This window comes from Candidatus Sodalis sp. SoCistrobi (assembly GCF_900143145.1).
Classification (GTDB): Bacteria; Pseudomonadota; Gammaproteobacteria; order Enterobacterales; family Enterobacteriaceae; genus SoCistrobi.
The window spans coordinates 1-2,349 of sequence record NZ_FRDB01000320.1; the positions used below are offsets into that span (position 1 = coordinate 1).

A 2,349-nucleotide genomic window follows, 5' to 3' on the forward strand; every position below is an offset into this window, starting at 1 on the left:
TTGCCGATCGCACGTTGAACAGCACGCCGGGCAGTATCGCGGCGCACCAGTCTTATTTTGCCCGCACCCTGCGCGACATGGCGCGCGGCAGCCAGATTAACGGCGCGAGCTTTCCCGGCGAAGTCAAACCGCCCCAGGAGGGCGATGTGCAAATCGTCTGGCGCAGCGCCACCAAAGTCGAAATTTATCTGGTCATCCGCCCGTATGAATGCCCGAAAGGCATCACCGTAAGCCTGGAAGTTGACCGGACGCTGGAGGATAAAAGATGAATTACCAGAACTATCAACGTATTTCCGGCCAGTCGGTGGACTTTACCCTTGATGGCGATCTGATCCACGTCGAAAAGGTCAGCTTGAGCATTACCGACAACACCGCCGTTGCCCTGACCCGTGGCATACCCGATGGCTGGGTCGCCGGAGATATGTCTGCCGAAGGGGAAATTGAGCTGAGCTCTAAGTCCTTTGCGCAAATTTTTGCCAAGGCGCGCGCCGCCGGCAGCTGGCGAGGTCTGCCGCCCGTTGATCTGATGTGGTATGCCAAAACGGGCGAGGGAGAATTAAAGGTTGAAGCCTTTGGTTGCAAATTGCTCCTCAGCGACATTATCGATGTTGATCCGAAAGGCGGAGCAACGCTGACACATAAAATCAAATTCTTTGTAACCTCGCCGAACTTTGTGAATACCGGCGAGTTGTCCATCCTCGAATCAGAATTGACGCAAAAATTAACGGGATAAGGCCATGGAAAGAGTGACCACCGGCTCGGCTTACGGCTGGGGCCTGATAACCTGCCTGCTGGGTGTGTTTTCGCTCAGTGAATGGGCGCTGATAACCGGTATTGTCTGCTCGCTGGCAACCTTTGCGCTGAACTGGGCTTACCGGCACAAGGAATACCGTTTCAGGACGACACACCATGAGCATTAAGCGCGCCATAGTGCCGGCCTGTGCCGTGACCGCCATCATTGCCCTGGTTGCCTCCTGGGGGCAGGTACGCACCAACGCAGAAGGGCTGGCGCTTATCGGCCATGCGGAAGGGTGTCTCCGGGAGCCGGCACGCTGCCCCGCTGGCCGATTAACCGACGGTATTGGCAATACCCATGGCGTCAAGCCCGGCACTCACAAGAACGACCAACAGATAGCTGCGGACTGGCAGCGCAATCTTCTGGATGCAGAGCACTGCATCAACAGGTATTTCCGGGGGAGTGAGATGTCGGACAACACCTTCAGCGCCATGACGTCGAGCGCCTTCAATACCGGCTGCTACGGCCTGCGGACCTACAAAGGGAAGGATGGCCAGCGCCATGAGACGACGATCCATAAACTGGCGCAGCAGGGGAAATGGCGTGAGATGTGTGAGCGTTTACCTGAATTTGATAATGGTGGCAAGTACCCCGGTCTCACAAAACGCCGGGAAGCCGAGCGCCAGTTGTGCCTTAAAGGATAAAAAACGATGCGCTGGACAACGCCTCTCACGATAGTCGCCTTGCTGGCATTGATGGCCGGTACGGCGCTGTATTATCGCTCCCTGTACCAGGGTGCAGAACAATCACGCCAGCGCGTCGCGGCTCAAGCCGAATCCCGGCAGGCGGCGATGGTGCAATTAACTCACCAGATGCAGACCGTCGCCGCGCTGGATTGGCAACACACGCGAGAACTTGAAAATGACAAAAAACGTATTGCGCAGCTTGAGCGCGATGTGGCTGACGGTCGTCGTCGGTTGCAGGTCCGTGCCATCTGCCCCGCCGTGTCAGCACATCGCCCCGCCGCCAGCATGGATGATGCAGCCCGCGCCAGACTTGACTACACCGCTCAACGACATTATTTCACCCTCAGACGACGAATAGAGATTGCGACAGAGCAAATAAACGGATTGCAAGACTACGCGCGACAAATCTGCCGGAATAAACCATGAGGTATTCACACTATGACATCTAAGACACATGAACTCACCACAGCGGAGTGGGTTTTGGGTTTTATCCTTGTGCTGATATTCATGCTCACGCCGACGTTAGTTGTAGCATGGGCGCTGTTATGGGCGTGGAGCCTGCTAGGCCCTTCATTGGGTTTGGCGCCGATCCCCATCAGCCTGGGTACCGTTATCGCCACCACGATTGTCCTGGCGTTTCTGCGCACCGTATTTAAGCGTGAAGCGTGAATGACGACATTTATCAACGAAAAGGAATGATCCCCATGAGCAAAAGCAGCACAGAAAGCCACATTATTTTGACCATCAAAGGCCAGGAACTGGCGTTTGCCCCCAACACCACCGCCTACAACAGCCTGATTAACGATATGGCGATGGATAACAAGATAGCTCCCACGGTGACCTATTTACGCCGCATTGTGGTCCCGG

At 55.6% G+C, this 2,349-nt stretch carries 7 protein-coding genes; all 7 read left to right on the forward strand.

Annotated elements, in window-relative coordinates; translation table 11 throughout:
• On the forward strand, positions 1 to 269 hold a 269-nt coding region (locus CINSTRO3249_RS15150), incomplete at its 5' end, for a DUF2586 family protein (RefSeq protein WP_125933218.1).
• On the forward strand, positions 266 to 733 hold the full coding sequence (locus CINSTRO3249_RS15155) for a phage protein (RefSeq protein WP_074013837.1): 468 nt from the start codon (positions 266 to 268) through the stop codon (positions 731 to 733). The genes CINSTRO3249_RS15150 and CINSTRO3249_RS15155, both read left to right, overlap by 4 nt.
• Before the next feature lie 4 nt (positions 734 to 737).
• A complete protein-coding gene (locus CINSTRO3249_RS15160; protein ID WP_074013838.1) occupies positions 738 to 920 on the forward strand; it encodes a phage holin family protein in 183 nt (60 codons plus the stop codon).
• On the forward strand, positions 910 to 1,440 hold the full coding sequence (locus CINSTRO3249_RS15165; RefSeq protein WP_074013839.1) for a lysozyme: 531 nt from the start codon (positions 910 to 912) through the stop codon (positions 1,438 to 1,440). Before CINSTRO3249_RS15160 ends, CINSTRO3249_RS15165 begins: the two co-directional genes overlap by 11 nt.
• 6 nt (positions 1,441 to 1,446) lie before the next feature.
• A complete protein-coding gene (locus CINSTRO3249_RS16925) occupies positions 1,447 to 1,908 on the forward strand; it encodes a lysis protein (RefSeq protein ID WP_125933219.1) in 462 nt (153 codons plus the stop codon).
• 12 nt (positions 1,909 to 1,920) lie between these two features.
• Positions 1,921 to 2,151 (forward strand): hypothetical protein, encoded by a 231-nt coding sequence (locus tag CINSTRO3249_RS15175; RefSeq protein WP_125933220.1) that lies wholly within the window; start codon positions 1,921 to 1,923, stop codon positions 2,149 to 2,151.
• Positions 2,152 to 2,186: 35 nt separating this feature from the next.
• Positions 2,187 to 2,349 (forward strand): putative phage tail assembly chaperone (locus CINSTRO3249_RS15180; RefSeq protein WP_217265406.1); only part of this gene is annotated, 163 nt, incomplete at its 3' end.